General features: G+C 64.6%; 13 protein-coding genes. 10 read left to right on the forward strand and 3 right to left on the reverse strand.

Going from position 1 to position 20,282, the window contains the following annotated elements:
* Window positions 1-101: 101 nt before the first annotated feature.
* The gene (locus ACPUD7_RS15205) at window positions 102-1,301 is read left to right on the forward strand and encodes an acetyl-CoA C-acyltransferase (RefSeq protein WP_135542009.1); all 1,200 of its coding nucleotides are present in this window, start codon (window positions 102-104) and stop codon (window positions 1,299-1,301) included.
* Between the two features lie 349 nt (window positions 1,302-1,650).
* Here ACPUD7_RS15205 and ACPUD7_RS15210 read toward each other — a convergent pair whose 3' ends face one another.
* Window positions 1,651-4,740 carry a hypothetical protein gene (locus ACPUD7_RS15210; protein ID WP_425120374.1) on the reverse strand — a complete coding sequence of 1,030 codons (3,090 nt, stop codon included), beginning with the start codon at window positions 4,738-4,740 and terminating at the stop codon, window positions 1,651-1,653.
* Between the two features lie 353 nt (window positions 4,741-5,093).
* Between ACPUD7_RS15210 and ACPUD7_RS15215 the strand changes: the two genes are divergently transcribed.
* From ACPUD7_RS15215 to ACPUD7_RS15240, 6 genes are all read left to right on the forward strand, one after another.
* Window positions 5,094-6,410, forward strand: a complete 1,317-nt coding sequence (locus tag ACPUD7_RS15215; RefSeq protein ID WP_135542007.1) for an MATE family efflux transporter — start codon at window positions 5,094-5,096, stop codon at window positions 6,408-6,410.
* Window positions 6,407-7,288 (forward strand): GNAT family N-acetyltransferase, encoded by an 882-nt coding sequence (locus ACPUD7_RS15220; protein ID WP_240690049.1) that lies wholly within the window; start codon window positions 6,407-6,409, stop codon window positions 7,286-7,288. The genes ACPUD7_RS15215 and ACPUD7_RS15220 overlap by 4 nt, the downstream gene beginning before the upstream one ends.
* A gap of 277 nt (window positions 7,289-7,565) precedes the next feature.
* Window positions 7,566-8,780, forward strand: a complete 1,215-nt coding sequence (locus ACPUD7_RS15225) for a metal-dependent hydrolase family protein (protein WP_135542006.1) — start codon at window positions 7,566-7,568, stop codon at window positions 8,778-8,780.
* Between the two features lie 194 nt (window positions 8,781-8,974).
* Window positions 8,975-9,517 (forward strand): DedA family protein, encoded by a 543-nt coding sequence (locus ACPUD7_RS15230; protein WP_135542004.1) that lies wholly within the window; start codon window positions 8,975-8,977, stop codon window positions 9,515-9,517.
* Window positions 9,518-9,889: 372 nt separating this feature from the next.
* Window positions 9,890-11,281 carry a sodium:proton antiporter gene (locus tag ACPUD7_RS15235; RefSeq protein ID WP_135542002.1) on the forward strand — a complete coding sequence of 464 codons (1,392 nt, stop codon included), beginning with the start codon at window positions 9,890-9,892 and terminating at the stop codon, window positions 11,279-11,281.
* A 43-nt stretch (window positions 11,282-11,324) separates the two neighbouring features.
* Entirely contained in the window at window positions 11,325-12,632 is a 1,308-nt protein-coding gene (locus ACPUD7_RS15240) for an MFS transporter (protein ID WP_425120375.1), read from the forward strand.
* Between the two features lie 1,289 nt (window positions 12,633-13,921).
* On the opposite strand, the gene ACPUD7_RS15245 is transcribed toward ACPUD7_RS15240, so the two are convergent.
* Both ACPUD7_RS15245 and ACPUD7_RS15250 read right to left on the reverse strand, forming a co-directional pair.
* Complete coding sequence (locus ACPUD7_RS15245; protein ID WP_205676888.1) at window positions 13,922-15,778, reverse strand: ABC transporter ATP-binding protein; 1,857 nt, start codon at window positions 15,776-15,778, stop codon at window positions 13,922-13,924.
* The gene (locus ACPUD7_RS15250; protein ID WP_205676887.1) at window positions 15,775-17,595 is read right to left on the reverse strand and encodes an ABC transporter transmembrane domain-containing protein; all 1,821 of its coding nucleotides are present in this window, start codon (window positions 17,593-17,595) and stop codon (window positions 15,775-15,777) included. The genes ACPUD7_RS15245 and ACPUD7_RS15250 overlap by 4 nt, the downstream gene beginning before the upstream one ends.
* A gap of 190 nt (window positions 17,596-17,785) precedes the next feature.
* Between ACPUD7_RS15250 and ACPUD7_RS15255 the strand changes: the two genes are divergently transcribed.
* The 3 genes from ACPUD7_RS15255 to ACPUD7_RS15265 all read left to right on the forward strand — a co-directional run bounded on the left by ACPUD7_RS15255 (window position 17,786) and on the right by ACPUD7_RS15265 (window position 19,939).
* Window positions 17,786-18,010, forward strand: a complete 225-nt coding sequence (locus tag ACPUD7_RS15255; RefSeq protein WP_425120376.1) for a SidA/IucD/PvdA family monooxygenase — start codon at window positions 17,786-17,788, stop codon at window positions 18,008-18,010.
* 212 nt (window positions 18,011-18,222) lie between these two features.
* Window positions 18,223-19,131 carry an ABC transporter ATP-binding protein gene (locus ACPUD7_RS15260; protein ID WP_425120377.1) on the forward strand — a complete coding sequence of 303 codons (909 nt, stop codon included), beginning with the start codon at window positions 18,223-18,225 and terminating at the stop codon, window positions 19,129-19,131.
* A gap of 7 nt (window positions 19,132-19,138) precedes the next feature.
* Window positions 19,139-19,939: an ABC transporter permease gene (locus ACPUD7_RS15265; protein WP_425120378.1), complete on the forward strand. Its 801-nt coding sequence runs from the start codon at window positions 19,139-19,141 to the stop codon at window positions 19,937-19,939.
* The last annotated feature ends 343 nt before the right edge of the window (window positions 19,940-20,282 follow it).

A 20,282-nucleotide genomic window follows, 5' to 3' on the forward strand; every position in this document is an offset into this window, starting at 1 on the left:
ATCCCGCACGTCAGTGCCTGCTGGCGGGCAGCAGTTCTCGCAGGCCAGCACCATCCATGAACTCATGACGCGATGTTCGACATCTTCGAAAGGTTAGATCCATGAGAGAAGCAGTCATAGTCTCGACCGCGCGCACGCCGATCGGCAAGGCCTACCGCGGTGCATTCAACGACACTCAGGCCCAGGAGCTTGCCGGACATGCGATCAAGCATGCCGTTGAGCGGGCAGGTCTGGAAGGCGGTGAGGTCGAGGACGTCGTCTTCGGCGCCGCGCTCCAGCAGGGCAGCCAGAGCACGAACGTGGCCCGCCAGGCAGCGTTGCGCGCGGGTCTGCCCGTGACGGTCCCGGGGATGTCGATCGATCGGCAGTGCTCGTCGGGTCTGATGGGCATCGCCACTGCTGCGAAGCAGGTGCTCTTCGATGGTCAGGAGATCGTCGTGGGCGGTGGCGTGGAATCGGTGTCGTTGGTCCAGAACGACAAGATGAACATGTTCAGGGCGAAGGATCCGTGGCTCGAAGAGAATGTTCCCGGCATCTACTACCCGATGCTGGCCACCGCCGAGGTGGTTGCTGAGCGCTACGGCGTCAGCCGTGAAGCTCAGGACGAGTATTCGCTGTCCTCGCAGCAGCGCACTGCTGCCGGTCAGGAAGCCGGCCGTTTCGACGAAGAGATCGTGCCTCTGCCGACGACGAAAGTCGTTGTCGATAAGGAGACGAAGGAGACTTCGCGACAGGAGGTCCTCCTCACAGCCGACGAGGGCAATCGTCCTTCGACGACGCTGGAGAGCCTGGCCGGTCTCAATCCGGTGCTCGAACCCGGTGTGGCATCGAAGGTTCCGAGTATCACGGCCGGAAACGCCTCTCAGCTCTCCGATGGTGCTTCAGCCTCGGTGGTCATGTCCAGCGAGGAGGCAAGTCGGCGCGGACTCGAGCCGATGGGTATCTACCGCGGTATGGCTGTGGCCGGTTGCGCGCCGGACGAAATGGGCATCGGCCCGGTCTTCGCGATCCCGAAGCTGCTGAAGACGCACGGTCTGTCTATCGATGACATCGATCTGTGGGAGCTCAACGAGGCATTCGCTGTGCAGGCGCTGTATTGCCGCGATCGTCTCGGCATCGACCCGGAGAAGTACAACGTCGATGGCGGCGGCATCTCCGTCGGTCACCCCTATGGCATGACGGGTGCCCGTCTCGTCGGGCACGCTCTCATCGAGGGACGTCGTCGCGGCGCCAAGTACGTCGTCGTCACGATGTGCATCGGCGGCGGCCAGGGTGCAGCCGGACTGTTCGAAGTCTGCTGATCTCGTACGACGTTTCATCCGCCGAGGTGCTCGAACCTTGTGCTGCTGAGAAGCTGATGCTCCCAAGTGGTGAAGTCCCTGTGCGCTGGTGGCCCGAGGTGTTGTTGTGCTGATGCAATGGCCGTTCGCTGCGCGGACTCGCTGATGTGACGATGGTTCGCTGCCCGGACTTCCTGATGTGACAGCGGTCCGCCGCATGGATGATGCGCTGATGTATTGAAAGGTTGACGCGCTGGAGGGCTGAGAGTCTGAAGCGTCGACTGTTTGAGGGACTGACAAGCCGGTGGCATCTGGATTGAGATTGATCCAGATGCCACCGGCTTGTGTCGTACGGACTCGTGGCCGTGTGTCAGAACGGCGGTGGTTCTCCGGAGTCCCAGAACCAGTCGCGGAGAACGGCGGGATCGTCGCCGGACTCGCTTCCCGCCCTATGTTCGGTCGGGGACTCGCTTCCCCTCCGACGTTCGGCAGGGTCGGTTGGGGCCGAAGGTTGGAAGCTCGTAATGGAGTGGGGATCGGCTTCTCTCCATCCGGGCTGTCCGTCGGCGGCAGCCGGCTCGGGGCAAGCCGATGCCCTCCGCCGTTCACCGGGGGTCGGCAGAGAACCGCAATCGGGCGAAGGCAATGGCTTCTCGTGCGACGACGATGACTTGTCGTGCGCTGACGAGGGCTTGTCGTGCGCTGACGATGAGTTCTCGTTGGACGACGGCGACTTCTCGTTGGGCGACGATGACCTCTCGTTGGGCGACGGCGATTTCTCGTTGGGCGACGGCGATGAATCGTCAATCGGGGATGGTAGCGAACTGTCACCGGGGGCGGGTGACTTCCCGCCGGGAGCTGGCTGCTTCTCCTGATCGGGTGGCTTGTTCGTTCGGGGCATGCCGCGGCCGAAGCGTTCGAGGAACAGGCGCGCGTGCTCAACGTTGAGGGGATTGTCTGGAACGACGACTTCAACGGTGGCGCCCCGACGGAACACATATTCCAGATGACCGGGTTCGGTCATCCTGACGTCGTACTTTCCGTCGGTCTTCTGCTGGTGGTGGACCTTGCACAGGCAGTGGAGATTCCCGAACCGGGTGAGTCCTCCCTGACTCGGATCAGAGTGGTTGAAGGGGTCGATGTGGTCGATCTCTGTTGTCTCGGCGGGCCGAGTGCATCCGGGGAACGTGCAGGTCACAAACTGTGCGACCAGTGTTCTTCGAATGCTGTTGGGGATTGCGTAAGTCGTCGCCTTCGCGTCGACCGGAGTGCCGGTCGCCGGGTCGGTGAGCAGGCGAGTCCAGGTGGTGGAGTACCCGGCGACCCTGCGCGCCATATCGGCAGGGATCGGGGATCCGTCCGGCAGTGTTCCAGCGAGATTGCACACCTCGTCCGAAGTCAATGGTGCGTCGGAGGGCGGTAGCTCGAATGTTGGTGATGAGTCGGTCGGCGGTGGCTCGGACGTTGGTGGTGCTCCTGAGGGTGGGGGAGCAGCGGCCTCGCCGGCGTGAGCATCGACGTGGTCTCCGTCGCATTGCTCTTGGAGCTGGCTGAGCAGGGTCAGCATGGGCACGGTGATGAAGGTCCGTGCCTGATTCGACAGCCAGTACTCGTTCGTCGGCATGTCCAGGAGGAACTCGAAGCTGATTCGACGGGCTCCTTCGTGACGGATCGGCAGTCCGAACGCGTCGGGAGAACCGACGACTGCTTCGCCTGTGTCTTCGCCAGCGGGTCGTGCCCCGCTGGCGCGTGATCCGATGAGGGAAGCGAGAGCGCCGGTCAGTTCCTCTCCGACGGGTTTGTTGGCCGCTGGGCCGGTGCTGTCGCTCGGGGTGGTGCGGCTGCTGAGAATGGCTTCGAGGAGCTGTGACTCAAAGGCACGATGGGCTGGGGTGATCTGTGAAAGGTCGGCGGTCTCTGGCCGACTCGCGACGGGGTCATCCTGGGCTCTGGCGGACTCCGCCTGTGTCTGGTGGGAGTATCCGTTGGCGTCCATGTCATCGAAGACGCGCTCGATGAGGTCGAGCAGAGACTCGCCCTCACGCAGAGGGACGCCGTCGATCCCGGAGAGGAGCCCGTCGAGTGGGAAGTCCGTATTCGTCGACTTGCCGTCAACCCCGTTGGTGCTGATGATGCGCAGCTTCATCTGCGGTCTCGTCCGGGTGAGGATGTCGAACATGAGCGCCGAGATCGATCGGTCCTCATCGAAGCAGTCTCCGTCCTTCAGCTGGCCGGAGAAGGCACTCGTGTTGCTCTTATAGACGGCACGCGCGAATGCATCCAGTCTCCGGTAGCAGGCCTGGAGTTCGGGCGCGGGCCCGGTCAGGGTGAGGTAGGCGGTTCCGTCGTCACCGGCGGAATAGTCGACGCGACGGCGCAGGGCGACGCTTTCGAGGGTGTCGTCGGGCGGCTGGGTTGCCGCAATCTTGAGTGCGAGTGAACGCTTGAACGTCTCGATCGTGATATCGGCGCGCCGCCTGGCCAGAAAGTTGTCGATCGCGGGGAAATGCTCGAAATGGAGATCGCGGCACGCGCGGGTCACACAGTCGACGTGTTCGATGGTGAAATCGCCGTCGAGGCAGCGGCGCAGGAACTTCGGCAGTCCGTGCGCAAATGTCATCGCCGAGGTCATATGGCGAAGCGAATTGCTCGTCGTGGCTCCGAGCAGGCTGGAGTACACGCCGGCCTCCGTCATCTCGATGTTGCCGCGCAGCCACGTGAAGAACGTGAGCTTCGGGTCGAAGCCGGGGAAGTCGGGCAGGGGTTCGGGGCTGTCGAGCAGCTGTTGAGCCAACATGCGCACACGACGCAGGTGCCGGCCCGCGGCGCGGTTCTTCTTCCGTCCTCGTCCTGTGCCGAACTTCGTGCCGGTCTCCGCTTCGACCTGAGCCAATGCCGTCGTCCAGGCGAGAGTCTCAGCGGCCGTGAGCTGACCCGTGAACGAGCGCCGGCCGGCGTCGGCGGAAGGCGCCGACGCACGGGAGCGTTCCGCCGCAACCGATGGGGACGCTGATGGAGACGAAGACTCCTCGACGGCTGGTGCGCTCGCCTCCTCGCCGGTCGGGGAGCCACCGCCTGCAAGGGCCCTGTTGCCGTGAGCATCCTCCGCGGCGCTTTCCGCGCAGCCAGCGGATGTCCCGGGCACGGCACCGCAGTGGCGTGTGACGGTCTCCGTGAAAGGGGCGAACTCGTAGACAGAGTCAGGCTTTCCTGCCTTGAGGCCGAGGACATAGGCCACGTCTTGGACGACCGCTCGGCTGGTGGCGATGAGGGAATTGAACTGAGCGAGACTGCTTTCGGTGTAGGCACGGAGCAAGTCAATGAGGTCGCTGTCTTCGGCGATCTCGAGCCGACGACCATGCGTCCGGCGGTGCTCAGCCAGGAGTTGAGCGTCCGCGTCGGCAGGGGGAGCAGCAGGCAGGATCGATGTCGAGCTGTCGTTGTTGCCGATGGTCTTCATCGGTGCTGCCTCTCTCCACGTCTCTGTGGAAGTCGAGCGTCGGGAAAGTCCCTACCTCAATTATACGATCAGGAGATAGAGATGAATATTACTATCTGATTACAAATAGAACAGCCAGTCACAAACAGTCCGTCCAAATAGCTTGACTGCAAATCCATTCATCTCTCCGTTGTTTGTCATCCCACAGTATCGTTCGCCACTGACACGAGATTCCGAGCAGGCTCTGCGCTCGGTCCGACGGCTGCCCGGTCAGTGTCCCCGACCCTGCGTCCACCCGACCTGCATTCCCGACACAGCGGTCACTCCACTGCTCACTTGGGCTCTCGGCGAGGGCGATTCGTTAGAATCGACCTGTGGCAGCGATCGACAAGAACATTCTCCGTTTGGCCCTCCCCGCACTCGGAGCCCTGATCGCCGAACCGATTTTTCTGCTCACGGACACGGCTATGGTCGGCCACCTCGGCGCGGGTGCTTTGGGATCACTGGCGATTGCCTCGACGATTCTGCAGACGGTCCTCGGTCTGATGATCTTCCTCGCCTATGCCACGACCCCGCGCGTCGCCAAACGGATGGGATCGGGGGACCGGGCGGGAGCGATCACGGCCGGCTTCGACGGAATCTGGCTCGCCCTGTGCACTTCGGTGCTGCTCATCATCATCGGACTGCCCCTGTTGGACACCGCGATCGCAGCTTTCGATCCGGGGCCGGCGATCACCTCGGGGGCGCATTCCTACCTGGCGATCTCCTGGTGGGGTCTGCCGTTCATGCTCACCGTCATCGCCGCCACCGGACTCCTGCGCGGGCTGCAGGACACGAAGACCCCGCTGATCGTCGCGGCCGTCGGATGTGTGGCGAACATCGGCCTCAACGCGCTGTTCATCTACGGGCTCGATATGGGTGTGGCGGGTTCTGCGATGGGCACAGTCATCGCGCAGGCCGGGATGTGCACCGTCTACATCGTCATCTCCGTGCGTGCGGCCAAGCGTCTCCACGCCACCGTCCGCCCCGACTGGTCGGGCGTGTTCACCTCGGCGAAGACCTCCGGCTGGCTGCTCGTCCGCAACATCTCGCTGCGTGCCGCACTCATCATCCTCGTGTTCATCGCCACATCGATGGGCACCACGGAACTCGCCGCGATCCAGGTCGCCCAGAGCATCTTCTTCGCTCTCGCTCTCGCCCTCGATTCGCTTGCCATCGCAGGCCAGGCGATGATCGGGCTCGAGCTGGGGGCGAGGAACGCCGAGGCAGTCGCCGCGATCAACCGGCGACTGTGCCTGTGGGGAATCGTCTTCGGCCTCGTCGTCGGCGTCATCCTGTTCGCCGGCTCCGGCATCATCCCGCGGGCCTTCGCCTCTGACGCCGAGGTGGTCACCGAACTGACCGCACTGCTGCCGGTGCTGGCGGTGAGCATGCCGATCGCCGGGTACGTCTTCGTCCTCGACGGCGTTCTCATGGGAGCCGAGGACGCGCGCTACCTCGCTCTGGCACAATTGGTCGCTGTGGTCGGGTATGCGATCCTGCTCGTTCCGATCGTCGCACTGTGGCCGGGCGCGCCGGGACTCTGGGCCGCATTCTGCATCGGATTCGTCGGCCTGCGCGCCGTGACCTTGGGTTGGCGAGTCCGCAACCGGGCGTGGATCGATCGCGCCGTTGAGAAAGGAATCTCATGACCGCTGGGAAGAACGAAGCTCAGGACCCGCAGACCACCCCCGCCGAGGCTGGGTCCTCCTGGCTGCGCGGACGGATCCGTCCGCTGCCGGCTGGGGCCGACGACGAAATCTTCCTGCCCTTCCTCGACCTGTGCTTCAACTGGTCCATGGACCAGCCGCGCATCGAGATCGACGAGCTCCGCTACCGCAGCGACGCCGTCTTCTACTACCGCGATTGGGGACGCGACGGTGACATCGCCGTGGCCGCCCACGCCGAGGCGGACACCGACTCGCCGATCGTCGGGCTCGCTTGGGTGCGCTTGGCCGATATCGCCGACGTCGTCGGCAAGGTCGACGAACGTGTGGGCGGGGACTTCGCGGCGGCTCTGGGGAAATCCGGCGCCGAGGTGGTCCCCAGCGAGATCGTGACCGACGCAGCGGGAGAAGCTGAGAGTACGGCCGGTGCGGGTGAGGCTGAGGGCACAGGGGCTGCCGACGGTGCGGGTGAGGCTGACGGTGCGGGCGAGGCTGACGGTGGAAGCGTGGAGGACGAGACCGCTGACACCGCCGCCGCGGAAGCAGAGGGGGAAGGTGCCGAGACGGCGTCCGCCGATCTGACACCGGCCGACGATGCTGCGCCCTTCACCGGGTACGGCTGGGTCGCCGCTGACATCCCCGAGCTCTCCGTCGCAGTCCTCCCCGAATACCAAGGGCAGGGGATCGGCGGCGCCCTCGTCGACACCGTGTGTGCGCTCGTGCGGATGAGCGGATACCCCGCAGTGAGCCTCGCCGTCGAAGACGGCAACGGCGCAGCGAAGCTCTACACCGACCGGGGCTTCGTCTCGGTCGGTCGGAATGGGGGCTCCGACGTCCTCGTCCGACGACTCAAGACGGACTGACCCTACACGTCGGGCCCGGAGCGTGGTCCCGACGTGTCAGACAGTCGCGTGCGAGTCTGACCGCCAACATCACTCACGGCCTCACAGTCTCACAGTCTCACTGCCTCGCTTCCTGGCTGCCTCACCGCCCCACGGCCTTACTGCTTCACGGTCTCGCTACCTCACAGCTTCACGGCCTCACTGCTTCACTGTGTACGGGCGGGGGAGTCCGTGATAGATGTGAAGGATCGGCTGCACACGGCCGACCAGTTGGTTTTCAATGATGAGGAGCACGCCCATGGTCACAGTTCTGTCCCACGCCACGGTCTTCGACGGCACCCGATTCCTGCCCGGCACCCGGGACGTCGTCCTCGACGGAGGGCGGGTCGCCTCGGTGACGGAGGGCGGCCAGGGATCGCACAACGCCTCAGATGACTTCGTCGACTGCACGGGCCAGACGATCATCCCGGGAATCATCGACTGCCACGTCCACTTGACGAGCTCGGGGGCGGCCTCGTCCTCGAACTTCCACGATCCGTTCTCGCTGCAGTTCTACAACTCCGTCGCCCATATGGAGTCCACGCTCAAGGGCGGGGTGACCACGGTCCGCGACGCCGGCGGCACCGACCTCGGGGCGAAAGTCGCCGTGGAGACAGGCGTGGTGCGTGGGCCGCGGCTGACGATCGCGGTCAACATCATGTCCCAGACCGGCGGCCACGGAGACTTCCACCTCGTCTCCGGAACCGAATCGCCGTTTCTCGGCCCCCACCCCGGCCGACCCTCCGGCGTCGCCGACGGGCTCGAAGGCGTGCAGAAGAAGACGCGCGAACTGCTGCGGGCAGGTGCCGACCACATCAAGATCTGTTCCACCGGTGGGGTGCTCTCGCCGCGGGACGATCCTCGCCACTCTCAGTTCACCGAAGCCGAGATCGCAGTCATCGTCGCCGAGGCGGCCGCCCAAGGCGCCCATGTCATGTCCCATGCCCAGGGCGCGCCGGGAATCAAGTCCGCCGTGCGTGCGGGTGTCCGATCGATCGAACACGGAATCTACCTCGACGACGAAGCCATCGACCTCATGCTCGAACACGGCACCTACCTCGTCCCGACCCTGCAGGCCCCGCAGGCAGTGATCAAGGCCGCCGAGGCGGGGGCGAGCCTGCCCACCACCGTCGTCGACAAAGCCCACCGTGTCGTCGAAACGCACCAGAACTCGATCGCCCGCGCCCATGAGGCCGGGGCGCCGATCGCGCTGGGCACCGACGCCGGAGTCGGCCCACACGGGCAGAACCTCGAAGAGATCAGCCTGCTCGCCGAGGTGGGACTCTCGACCGTCGAAGCCCTCTGCGCCGGGACCTCGGTGGCGGCTCGTGTGCTCGACGATGATCGGGTGGGTCACCTCGGCGAAGGCGGGCTGGCCGATCTCGTCGTCGTGGAGGGGGATCTGCGCACGGACGATGTCCGCGGGATCGAGAGCCGGGTCAATGCCGTCTACCTCGAAGGCGTGCTCGTCTGAACCGTGGTCGACTGTCTGCCCGGCGGTCCGGTGCTGGGTGAGCGGGCACTGAGCGGTCTGGGGCTTGTCGGTCCAGCGGCCTCGACGCGTGAGATCGGTCTCCACCGATCGTCTGGTGAGGGGAACCTAACTTAACAGGGGTATGATGGGTGGAGCCGAATCGTCGATGCCGAGCAGGAGGAACGCGCCCACCGATGAACCCCCTCGACTGGTCATTCCCGATCGCCGTCACCTGGCTGATCATGTTCGGCATCATCATCTGCCGTGCCGGCGGCACCTTCCTGCTCGGGCGTCTGGCACGCACCGGAATCCGCAAGATCGAACGCGTCGACAAGATCATGTCCGGATCGAAGTACCGGAAGGCCGAAGGCATGATCGAACGCTTCGGCGCTCCGGTGATCGCGGTGAGCTTCCTCATGATCGGTGTGCAGACCGTGCTCAACCTCGCAGCGGGGACGACGGGAATGAGCTACCGGCGGTACCTTCCGGCGCTCGCCGTCGGCGGAGCGATGTGGGCGACGATCTACTCGACGGTCGGACTCATCGGCTTCAAAGCGCTTGCCGCCGGATATCAGGCAGCTCCCGGCCTCACCGTCGGGCTCGCCGTGTGCTTCGCCCTGGCCATCATTGGTCTGGTCATCGGACTGAAGAAGCCGACCGAACCCACCGAGGCGGCCGCCGGAACCCGCTCGGACGCGGGGCCGAACCCGTCGAATACCGAACCCACCGGCGCCTGAGCCCCCGTGCCGGGTTGCGCACCGGCGTGTGGGCACCCTCAGTGACGTGTCGGTCTGACGCAGTCAGAGTGGGCACCCTCAGCGCGGAGTAGTGCACTGACGCTGTCACAGTGGGCCCCCTCGGTGATGTGTCGGACTGACACGGTCAGAGTGGGCTGCCTCGGTGAAGCTGTCGTGTACTTACCCGGTTACGGTGGGCCGCCTCGGCGAGGTGCGCGTGTCCGGCAATCGCCGTGGTGAGCGGCCTCGGGAGGTTTCCGTCCACCTGGCAAGTCGAGGATGGAACCTGTCTCGTGGTTCAGTAGAGTGGTGCTCTGTCAGCGTCGACAGGACGAGAGCGCTCGTCGACAGTAAGAGAAGGAGGGTCCGCGGATGGTCGTGGCCTGGTGGAGCATCATTCCGTTCGTTCTGCTGCTCGGGTGCATCGCGGTGCTCCCCTTGATCCCGGCTACTGAGAAGATCTGGGATCGCAACCTCGTCAAACTCATCGTCGCGCTCGTCCTCGGCGTGCCGATCGCGGTCTGGTTCCTCATCGGCGGAGAGGCGACCACCGTCATCGATGCGCTCCTCGAATATTTCCAGTTCATCGTGCTCATCGGCAGTCTGTTCGTCGCTTCGGGCGGAATCTTCCTCGTCGGCGACATCAAAGCGACGCCGAGGAACAACACGATCTTCCTCGCCGTCGGTGGTGTGCTCGCCTCCTTCATCGGCACCACGGGTGCGGCGATGCTGCTCATCCGACCGATCCTCAACACGAACCAGGACCGCAGACACCGGACCCACACGGTCATCTATACGATCTTCATCGTCGCGAACTGCGGCGGTCTGCTCACGCCGCTGGGCGATCCGCCGCTGTTCCTCGGCATGCTGCGCGGTGTGCCGTTCGAATGGACCTTCGGACTGTGGCCGTACTGGCTGTTCGTCAACGTCTTGCTGCTCATCAGCTACTTCGCCCTCGACACGAAGATGTATGCGCGAGAGCCGGAGGAGGCTCTGGCGAAGGACGCCGAGTACGTGACCAAACTCGGTCTGCGCGGGGCCAGCGGTCTGATCTTCCTGGCGATCATCATCCTCGCCGTCGCCTTCATCCCCTCGGTCGACATGCACGCGGTCGAAACCGGGCACGCGACGTTCGCCGACTATGTGCCCTGGCGCGAGCTCGTCATGCTCGGCTCGGCGGTCACGTCGTTCCTCGTCGGCGACCGGGGCGCAAGATTCAACCTCAACAAGTTCACCTGGACGCCGATCCTCGAAGTCGGTGCCCTCTTCATCGGCATCTTCCTCACGATGATGCCGGCGCTGCAGTACCTCAGCCAGGTCGCGCACAAGATACCGCTCAACGAGATCTCGCTGTTCGTCTTCACCGGCGGGCTGTCCTCGGTGCTCGACAATGCGCCGACCTATGTCACCTTCTTCGAGATGGCCTCTCAGGTTCCCGGGGAACCGCAGGTCGCCGGCGTCGCCGAGACCCTGCTCATCGCGGTCTCCCTCGGCGCGGTCATGGGCGGAGCCGTGACCTACATCGGCAATGGGCCGAACTTCATGGTCAAGTCCGTGGCCGACTCTGCGAATGTGGCCATGCCGAGCTTCGGCGGCTACGTCTGGTGGTCGCTGCGCCGCCTGGTGCCGATCCTCGCTTCGATGGTGCTCATCTTCATGACGGACGGCATCTGGCTGCCTCTGCTGGGCGTGCTCCTCGGACTGCTCATCCTCGGGCAGGCCGGACGCGACCTGCGCGGGGCGAAGGTCTCCTCCGGCTCATGAGCCTCGACGAGGTGAGACAGGTGCGTCGATTGGCGGGTCCGGTGTGCCGGTAGGCGGCGGGCACGGATCCGGTCCGCGGGCAGCCGCCGGCGTCGGCCTCTACTTCGCTGGGAACGGGGCCGTCTTCGCCGGGCTTCTGCCCTGGTATCCGCTCCTCGTCGAACGGCTGGGATTGAGTTCTTGGCAGTTCGGACTCGTCGTCGCCTGCTTCGCGGTGGGCTCGCTGCTGTCCTCAGCGCTGCCGGCCGCGCTCATCGCCCGCTTCGGAGCTCACCGGGTCGTGATCGGCGGGACGGTGCTCCTCGGTGCGGCCGCTGCCGCGACCGCGTGGTCGGTCAACGGCGTGATGATGGCACTGTGCCTGTTGCTGCTGGGCTGCTGTGACGCGATCGTCGATGTTGCCCAGAACGTCGTCGGCATCGCTGTGCAGGAGAAGCTCGAACGCACGATCCTGTCCTCGATGCACGCGCTGTGGAGCCTCGGCGGACTGCTCAGCGGCGCCGCCGCCACGGCCGCGGCGAGCTCGGGCGCGGACATGCGGGCGTGGTTGGCGGTCGTCGCCCTCATCGCGGTGGTCCTCACAATGATCGGACGCCGGCTCATCCGCGACACCGCGTTTCCTCGGCGAGTGATCGATTCGGATGCCGACGGACCCGTGGGCGATGCATCGCGGGAAGACTCCGGTGCGCGAGATGCTGCCAGGGGTGAAGCCGGCAGGGGAAAGGAGTCGGACGGGTCGTCGGAGGAATCGTGGTCGGAGGCGTCGTCACGGGCCGGCCGATCGAAGCGCGCGGTCCTTCTCGCAGCATTGCCGTTGGCGATCGTCGCGATCTGCGGGGCCGCGGTGGAAGACATCGCGAACAACTGGGCGGGACTGGCCGCCGTCGAGTTCGCGAACGTTCCGGCCGCCTCGGCGGGTATCGCCTTCAGCATCGTCATCGGCAGCCAGTGCCTCGGCCGGTTCAGCGGGGACGTCCTGGTGACGCGGTTCGGTGCCGGACGGATTGCCCGGATCGGCGGCGGACTCATCGGCATCGGCGGGATCGGCGCAGTGTTCGCGCAGGAGCCGGTCATGCTGCTCATCGGGATGGTACTGCTCGGCTACGGTTCGGCGACGCTCGTGCCCGGTGCCCTCGGGGCGGCTGCACGGTTGCCCGGTGTGGGACGGGCCGGGGGAGTGACGTTGGTGAACTGGCTGATGCGCGTCGGCTACCTCGGCACGAGTCCACTGGTCGGCGTCATCGCCACCGAGGCAGGACTGCGCTGGGGCCTCGGGCTGCTCGTCCTCGTCGGCGTGCTCACCGTCGTCTTCGCCCGCAGGCTCGACGTACCCGGGGCCGGCCGAAACTGAGCTTCGACCTCGACCGCGCAGGCCACACGATTCGCGGCAGGATCGACCGGTTGGCTGCGCCCGCCTGCCGTGCCGACCAGGTTTGGTGCGCCCGTCTGTCACATTTCGTACATCCCATCGGGTTCGAAACTGATGAGGTGTACGAAAAGTGGTGGGTGAGAAGCGCGGAGTCGCATAAAGCTGCTTTGCGACAGATTGGATGCCGCAGAAAGCCAGGAGACGGGCGGGAAAAGAAAAAATGTGCCGCGTCATCGAGTGAACGATGTCGCGACACATTCGGGCGTCGGGCTAGCGGGATTTGAACCCACGACCTCTTCACCCCCAGGTGGGCGACAAGCCCTCTTATTACTCTGACCTGGGATTTCTGCGGTCCTGCGACGGCAATTTCACGTCATGCAATGCATGGGATGCATGATTCTGGTCCCGGTTTGGTCCCGGCGTTTCAACCTTTCCTAGAGTCGTGAGCGCAGTCCATTGTGCCTGTGCACATGTAGCTTCTCAGCTTTGTAGAGGGCGACGGTCACCCGGGGCTAGCCTGCTCGATGTTGAAATGAGAGCTTACCCGGAAGGCCGAGGTTCTACGCCTCGGCGTTGCACGGAGACGGCAGCCGTAGGGAGTCCTCCGTTGCCTTCATCTCTCTTCCAAGGGCGACGGCTGGGCAACGACCGGCCATGTCGTCGACCTCGAAGACGTAGCTCTTGGGTGGCGTGGGCCTCGTCCGAAAGGCCCTCGTAGCGTCAAATCGGTAGGGCCTCGTTGGCAGCTACCATGCACCAGAGTGACTGATCGATCCTGCTTCGGACGGTGGTTCGGATGGTGTGGTAGGGGTCAAAGTGGGACATCGAAGTAGGGAATCATGGGTTAAGGTCTTGGGAAAGAACTACTTACCCTACGAACTGATGTTGCTCTTTGCAGACGATGGTCTATTCATCAACCAATCGAAAAGGGCGTTATCTGCAGAGCATGAGTTGCAGGAAAGCGATGTCCTTTTGGATACGGAGTCGATTTCGTGAAGTACTTGACTCACGAACTATGCGTCGATGGCAGGCACCTTGCACAAGCGCCTTGATCTCCATGGATTCTCATAGCAGCGAATATGCTACTGCAGTGAGGAGCGCAGCTGACTCACAAAACACGGACTGCAGGCGTGGGGGAAGACCGATAGTGAGATTTGCTTCTGCTCCAATAGTTACCTCGCCAGAATCATCAACCGACATCTCAACGCGCAGAATCATCCGTCGAAGATAGAGGTGGCTCGATACTGAGATATCATAAATGATTGCTGGCCTTAGACTTGGGTTGGAGCGGCCGTCCAGGCTGACCAGAGCTGGGCGTAGCGGCCGTCGGCGCCGACGAGCTCCTCGTGAGTGCCGTGCTCGACGATCCGCCCGGCATCCATGACGAGGATGCGGTCACAGATCCTTGCTTGACTGAGACGATGCGCGATGACGATCGCCGCGCGGCCCGCGACGGCCGACTCGGCGGCACGATCGAGGCGGTGCGCATGTTCGGAGTCGGCCTCGGCGGTCGCCTCGTCGAGGATCGCGAGCGCGGGGTTGCGCAACAGCAGCCGCGCCAGGGCGATGAGCTGGGCCTCGGCGGCCGTAAGGCGGTGCCCATGCTCGCCGACGACGGTGTCGAGGCCCTCGGGCAGTGTCTCCACGAGATGCCCGGCGTGCACGCGATTGAGAGCGTTGTGGAGCAGATCGTCATCGGCTTCCGGCGCCGCCAGCAGGAGATTGTCGCGCAGGGAGGTGTCGAAGACGTGATGCTCCTGGCTGAGATAGGCGATGCTGTCCCGAGGCACGGCCCTCCGAAGCGTGCCCCTGTGGGTCTGGCGGTGACCCGCGACAAGCCTGGCCACTGTGGTCTTCCCCGAGCCGGAGGCGCCGACCAGCGCGATCCGCTCGCCCTCTCGCACATACAGGCTGATGTCGTGGAGGACATCGTGGCCATCACGATAAGAGAAGCCGACATCGTCGAGCCGGACCAGCGCAGATGTGGAGTTCGATCGGTCGCCCGCGCGACCGCCGAACTCGGTGACTCCGCCGGCGGATGCTGCCTCGGCGCTTGCCGAAGTCGTCCCGGGGACGTCTGGCTGCTGCCGATCCGCCGATCGGATGTGCGGCTGCATGTTGATCACGCCGGCAACGCGGGCGAAGGACGCCTGCGCGGACTGCAGATCGTCGATGACGAACATCAGCTGCCCGAGCGGCCCCACGATCCGGAAGTACAGCATGGCCGCCGCGGTCGCCTGCCCGACCGTGGTGTGGCCGGCGGCCGTCGCCCAGAAGGCGCAGCCGAGGATGAGCAACATTCCGATCGCCTCGGCGAGGTTGATCCGGCTGAAGAGCCGGTTCTGCATGATCCGGGCCCGCATCGCCCATCGCACCAGTTCCCAGGTGCTCCGTCTGATGCCCGCCATCCGGGCCGATCCCAGGCGATAGGCCCGGACGGTGGGGAGAGCGTGGAGGGTGTCGAGGGCATGCTGGCTGCGGGTGCCCTCGGCCGCCCGCTCCGCGGCGTAGACAGGCGGTGCCGTGCGCAGATACCAGCGTGCGGCGAGCAGGTACAGCGGCATGGCGACCAGTATCGTGACACCGAACCTCCAGTCGACGACCGCCATGCCGCCGAGGGACAGGAGCAGCGTGAATACCGCCGCGGCGAGCTGGGGGATGACACGGGGCACGGAATCCGAGATCTCCCGGATGTCGCTCGAGGCCCGGGACACGATATCGCCCGAGCCGGCGGCGTCCACGGTCTCCTCCGGCAGGCGCAGAACTCGCGAGACGTAGCGCTCGCGCATCCCGGCGATCATAGTCTCCATCGTGCGGGCCATGATGACCAGCCCGAAGAACTCCGCCGCACCCGCGGCGATGACGGAGAGGACCAGCAGCCCGAGCTGCCACCAGAGAACGGTAGGGATCGCCTTCCCGTCGCTGGTGGAGACGGTGTCGACGATCCAGCCGACGACCATCGGGAACACCAGGCCGAGCGCGGCGGCGGTGATGAGGAAGACCACCGCGGCGAGGAGTGCGAATCGGTGCCCGGCGCTGAGGGAGCGCAGCATGCCGCGCATCTGTCTGCCGTCGGCGAGCGGGAGGCGCCCCGGCATCCCGGCGGATGCGGTCGCAGTGGAGGTCATGAGCGCTCCTCGTTCTGTGTTGTGTGTCGGCCGGAGATGCGGAGATCCGCGCATTGGGCGAACAGCGGTGAAGAGGTGAGCACGATGGTGGTCCGGCCGGCCCGCCGAGCCTTGAGGTCCGCAGCCACCTGGGCCTCGGTGACGGGGTCGAGGGAGTTGCAGGGCTCGTGCAGGACGAGCACCGGAGGATCGACGGCGATGGCTCTCGCCAAGGCCACTCGCTGGCGCTGGCCGCCGGAGAGCCCCATTCCGGAATCGCCCAGGACTGTGTCGTAGCCCTCGGCGAGTTCGGAGACGAGGGGCCTGCAGCCGGCGGTCCCGAGCGCATCCTCCGCCCGACGGCGCCCCTCGTCGTCGCCGTCGGCGCCAGTGCTGGCGGCGCTGTCGGCGCCGACCCGGACGTTGTCGAGGAGGCTTCCTTCGAAGAGATCGGCATCGTGCGGGGCGGCGAGGACGATGCTCCGCACCGCCTCGGGGTCGAGGATGTCCATCGGCTGCCCGGCGATGGCGATGGACGAGGACGGCGAATCGGGGCCGAGGGGCGAGCGGTAGGAGAGCGCATCGGACAGGGCATGCGCATCCGCGGCCGAGAGGTCCAGCACCGCGAAAGTGCCCGGTCCGACCGTCGCGGAGAACTCTCCCGCGGGCAGTGGCACCCGATCGAAGCGCACTTCGGGCGGGCGGGCGGCGGTGTCCGCGGTGTCGCGGCCGGCACCTGGACCATCTGTGTGCCGCGGAACGGTGCGGGTGCCGAGAGCGTCGTTGCGGTGGGGCGAGTGGAGCAGGTCGAGCACGCGAGACGCCGATGCCATTGCCATGGCCCAGAAGCTTCCGGCCTGACCGATGAGGGATCGCAGGGGATACATCATCGTCTGCGCCAGACCGGCGGCCGTGACGAGTCCTCCGATGCTGATCTGCCCGCCGAAGGCGAGGAAGGCGGCTCCGGCCGTGACCGCTGCGGCGAAGAGCCCGGTGAAGATGGTGGTCGTTCCCTCGAATCCGCTCAGCGCCGTGCGGGCGGACAGTGTTCCCCGCAGCGCTGCCTGGCTCAGTCGGCGGAACCGCTGCTCGGCGAACGGCTGGGCGTGGATGCCGGCGAGGATGCGATAGCCGGCGACGAGGTCGGTCGCCGCTCCTGTGGCATCGGCTGTGCGCTCCTGTTCGCTGACGCTGCGGCGCTGCAGGGGCCTGGACGCCAGTGACATGATGACGAGGAGCGCGGGTGCCCCGATGACCACGCCGAATCCCAGCGCCGGGTGGATGAGGAACAGCGACACGGCAGCGACGAGGATTCCGACGAGCTCTCCGATGGGATACACCGCCACGTACAGTGCCAAGCACGCACGCCGCACATCCAGGGTCGTCACTGCGAGCAGCTCGCCGGGCATCCGAGAACGATCGCCGAACCCGCGCGGGTCGAGGATCCTGTCGAGGATCTTCGCGGACAGCTCGTACTGAGCGCGCTGCACCCCGTACCACCCGAGGCGGCCGCCGAATCTGAACGTGAGATTCATCACGACGTAGAGGCAGGCGATCGCACCCAGCCAGAAGAGGAACCTCGGCACCGTGTCCTCCCATGGAGAACCGTTCGTCAGAGGTGCGATCCCCTCATCGATCGTCCTTCCCAGCGCGACGGGGAGGAGCATGTTCGCCACGTTGAAGAGCACGAGAAGCACGGCCCCTGCCAGGGCAAACCATCGTGCGGAGCGGATGATCGCCCACCCGAGGCCGGGCGCCGAGGTTGAGGGATGGATGCGGATGAGCTCCTCGGAAGGGGCTTCCTCCGGAGCTTCGAACCAGGTGGGGAGTTGCGGCAAAGCGTTCGGCCTTCGATGTTGATCGTGATTGTCGGTGAATCTGAAGTTCATCTAAGCCTAACCTTACTTCGGGTGATATTGTCGAGCTGTCCGCCTCTGGGCGGGGTCCGGTCTGCGCCCGCTGACCGCGGTGCACCGAGCGGCCCGTCCGATACGAACGCCACCGATCCGAAGAGGAGCACAGACACAGATGCATACGACGACCGGCGTGAAGCCGGACCCGGTCACCCCGATCGAGTCCTCGGCGGCGAACGGAAGACTCACGGCCCAGGGCGACGAGATCGATGTCCTCGGCGTCGGCTTCGGCCCGGCCAACCTCGGCCTCGCCATCGCGATCGAGGAGGCCAATGCTCAGCTGCCCGAGAGTCTCCGCCTCAGCGCACGGTTTCTCGAACAGAACGAGAGCTTCGGATGAGGGCTGAGCCCACTTCAGCAACCCTCAGGCACGAACAAGCCAATCGATGCCCAGCATGACTACCGATCATGCTGGACACCGACCACCAGGCGTTCGGGTCTAACGAGGGAAGGCGGGCTCGCTGTGGATGGTAACTGCCCCGCAGCGAGCCCGTTCTTGCTGCACAGTGAGACTGGTGCAATCGTAGCCGACTGGCCTACGCTCGTCGCCCAATGACCCATCATAGCGAACGCCCGGTCGTCCGCGTCAAAGATCTGCGCATGCGATACGGCAACGTCGACGTACTCCGCGGCGTAGATCTGGAAGTCCGTGCAGGAGAGGTTGTCGCTCTTCTCGGACCGAACGGTGCAGGCAAGACCACGACGATCGCCGTGCTCGCCGGATTGAAACGTCGCTCCTCTGGTTGCGTCGAAGTGCTCGGTCTGGATCCTGATCTCGCGGACGATGCCTGGCGCGCACGAATCGGTATCGTGCTGCAATCTTGGCGTGATCATCGACGATGGCGAGTCCGAGAACTACTTCATCACATGGGCACCTACTACTCGCCGTACTCGTCGCCGGAAGTCGCGCGCCCTTTCTCCACGGATGAACTTCTCGAACAGGTGGGCCTCACTGCCGAGGGCAGGAAAAGAGTGGGTGCCTTGTCGGGTGGCAAACGCCGCCGATTGGATGTCGCAATCGGGCTCATAGGAAACCCGGAACTCCTATTCCTTGATGAACCGACCGTCGGGTTCGACCCGGTCGCACGTCGAGACTTTCGCCAGATGATTCTCCGCCTATCCCGAGAGTGGCACACGAGCATTATTCTGACCACACACGATCTTGTCGAGGCGGAAGAGCTGTCCGAGAGCATCGCCATACTCGTCAACGGAACGATTGTAAGGCGCGGCTCGACCGGGGCCGTCTCCAGTTCAATGGTGGGCTCTGATCGAGTCTCCTTCCGCGTTGCCGACGAGCTGCACCAGCACGATATAGATCCACAGCAGACCGTTGAATTCGTCCGCCAAGTCTTGAACAGGCACGAAGCCGATCTCACTGACCTTGAGGTTCACCGACCGACGTTGGAAGACGCGTACTTGAAGTTGATCGGAGGGATGCCGGGTGAAGCCAATAGTAAATAGGAGCCAGTTGGCAGTCGCGTTGCAGGCAGGGTTCTCCCGCGGACTTATCGAGTTTCGAAACTCAATAAACACGATCGGCGGATACATCTTCTTCCCGCTCGTCGCCATCGTCGTTCTGTACTTTTTGCGCGATGTGACGATCGCTGGATCTGACTCCTCGGTTGGCTCTTACGCGATCCCGGGAATCATCGCATTGAACGCGATACTGTCCGGACTCATGGGCATCGCCTCAACCCTCATGCAGGAGAAGGACGACGGTACGCTCCTACGCGCGCAATGCCTTCCACACGGAACGTTGTCCTACTTCGTTGGAAAAATTGTCGCTCAATCGTCCCTCGCGCTGATCGCCTTTCTTCTCGTGACGACGTTCGCTGTCGTCATGCTCGGCGGCGTGCAATCTGAGCCCGCGTGGCAGATACTCTCCCTCCTTTGGATTGTTCCCTTGGGTCTTGCGGCGACTCTTCCGATTGGCGTCATTTTCGGTGCGTTCTTGAGTAGGCCTCGACAGTTGAGTTTCATTTCGCTTGCGATGATGGCGATGACCGTTGTATCCGGGATCTTCTATCCGATCACCACGATCCCAGTATTCCTCCAGTGGCTGGGGCTTGGTTTTCCCCTGTACTGGTTGGGTGCCGGTATGCGGTCGGCTCTGCTGCCGCCCACAGTCAACACAGAGGTACTCACGGGAGCATGGGTGCCAGGAGCAACGCTTGCAGTGCTGGCGACCTGGGCAGTGCTCGGCGCAATCGTCGCAGGCGTTGTCCTTCGGCGCGCCGGCCAGCGCGAGAACGGCACACGGAACCACTGACGAGAGCGGGAGCCATGCCAGCATCGATTCGACGCACGTTCGCCTCGATTCTCACGCCCGAAATTCAACCCGCAACAGTGACCGCGCGATACGCATGGGCGATCGACACGGCCCTCGTTATGGGCGTGTTCCTCTACAACTTGCCGATCGTGTTCGCGTTGGCTCCCAACCCGAGTACTTTTCCCCTCCCTGGCCTGCTCGTCTCGATCGGACTGTGTGATTCGTCCCGGGTTTAATGGAGACCAAGCCACGAATCCCGAAAGGACCAAACAACAACCATGGCGACCTCCAAATATCCCGACGAGCTCCGCGACCGGGCCACCCGCCTTGCCCTCGACGCCCG

The organism is Brevibacterium sp. FAM 24630, from assembly GCF_049804075.1.
Lineage (GTDB): Bacteria > Actinomycetota > Actinomycetes > Actinomycetales > Brevibacteriaceae > Brevibacterium.

What these genes read in the sequence shown, in the direction of transcription:
- ACPUD7_RS15205 (WP_135542009.1), top strand. Translation starts at nt 102, where the DNA reads ATGAGAGAAGCAGTCATAGTCTCGACCGCGCGCACGCCGATCGGCAAG.
- ACPUD7_RS15210 (WP_425120374.1), bottom strand. Translation starts at nt 4,740, where the DNA reads ATGAAGACCATCGGCAACAACGACAGCTCGACATCGATCCTGCCTGCT.
- ACPUD7_RS15220 (WP_240690049.1), top strand. Translation starts at nt 6,407, where the DNA reads ATGACCGCTGGGAAGAACGAAGCTCAGGACCCGCAGACCACCCCCGCC.
- ACPUD7_RS15225 (WP_135542006.1), top strand. Translation starts at nt 7,566, where the DNA reads ATGGTCACAGTTCTGTCCCACGCCACGGTCTTCGACGGCACCCGATTC.
- ACPUD7_RS15230 (WP_135542004.1), top strand. Translation starts at nt 8,975, where the DNA reads ATGAACCCCCTCGACTGGTCATTCCCGATCGCCGTCACCTGGCTGATC.
- ACPUD7_RS15235 (WP_135542002.1), top strand. Translation starts at nt 9,890, where the DNA reads ATGGTCGTGGCCTGGTGGAGCATCATTCCGTTCGTTCTGCTGCTCGGG.
- ACPUD7_RS15245 (WP_205676888.1), bottom strand. Translation starts at nt 15,778, where the DNA reads ATGACCTCCACTGCGACCGCATCCGCCGGGATGCCGGGGCGCCTCCCG.
- ACPUD7_RS15255 (WP_425120376.1), top strand. Translation starts at nt 17,786, where the DNA reads ATGCATACGACGACCGGCGTGAAGCCGGACCCGGTCACCCCGATCGAG.
- ACPUD7_RS15260 (WP_425120377.1), top strand. Translation starts at nt 18,223, where the DNA reads ATGACCCATCATAGCGAACGCCCGGTCGTCCGCGTCAAAGATCTGCGC.